This window comes from Photorhabdus sp. RM96S (assembly GCF_042879335.1).
Lineage (GTDB): Bacteria > Pseudomonadota > Gammaproteobacteria > Enterobacterales > Enterobacteriaceae > Photorhabdus > Photorhabdus kayaii.
Window position 1 is genome coordinate 1 of the sequence record NZ_JBHFKT010000139.1, and the last position, 843, is coordinate 843.

General features: G+C 41.3%; 1 protein-coding gene. It reads left to right on the forward strand.

Translation table 11 applies throughout. From position 1 onward, the window contains the following. Window positions 1-60: 60 nt before the first annotated feature. On the forward strand, window positions 61-843 hold a 783-nt coding region (locus tag ACGF49_RS24635; protein ID WP_387493344.1), incomplete at its 3' end, for an IS630-like element ISPlu3 family transposase.

The window sequence follows — 843 nt, forward strand, 5'->3', positions numbered from 1 at the left end:
TATACCCGTAATCATTGAAGATGCTTGATTTTATCCGAAATGGAGATCATTATCCTCGCTATGAAAATATTTATTACATCAGAACAAAAAATCAAACTTGAACGTCTTCACGACACCACTCGTGATGGTCAGGTACGAGACAGAATAAAAGCGATCCTTCTGGCTTCTGAAGGGTGGAGTTCTGTGATGATAGCCCAGGCATTGCGACTCCATCAGACCACCGTTGACCGCCATATCAGTGATTACCTTAATCAAGGTAAACTTAAATCTGATAATGGGGGGTCTGATAGTTTGCTTTCCCGAGAACAAACTGATTTTTTAATCAATCACTTATCTCAACATCTTTTCCATCACACCCATGAAATCGTGGCCTATGTTGCTCAGCTCTGGAAGATTACCTTTAGCATTCCCGGCATGAATAAATGGCTACACCGTCAGGGTTTTTCTTATAAAAAACCTTGTGGCGTCCCTCATAAATTCGACGCAGAAAAACAGCGACAATTTATTGAATATTATGAGAATCTTAAAGTCACAGCGAAAGACGAACCCATCCTTTTTCTTGACGCTGTTCACCCGACTCAAGGTACCAAACTCAGTTATGGCTGGATGCGAAAGGGCGAGAAAAAAACAGTCAAAACAACAGGAAGCCGGACTCGCCTGAATATATTGGGCGCGCTCAACCTGAATGCCATTGGTCGTACGGTGTTCCAGGAATATCAAACCATTAATGACTACAACATTTGCTGTTTTTTCAATGAAATAAGAAAGTCTTATCCTGACTATCATCAAAAAATTCACCTTATTGTGGATGGGGCGGGTTACAACAAAGCTCATCTCGTGAAG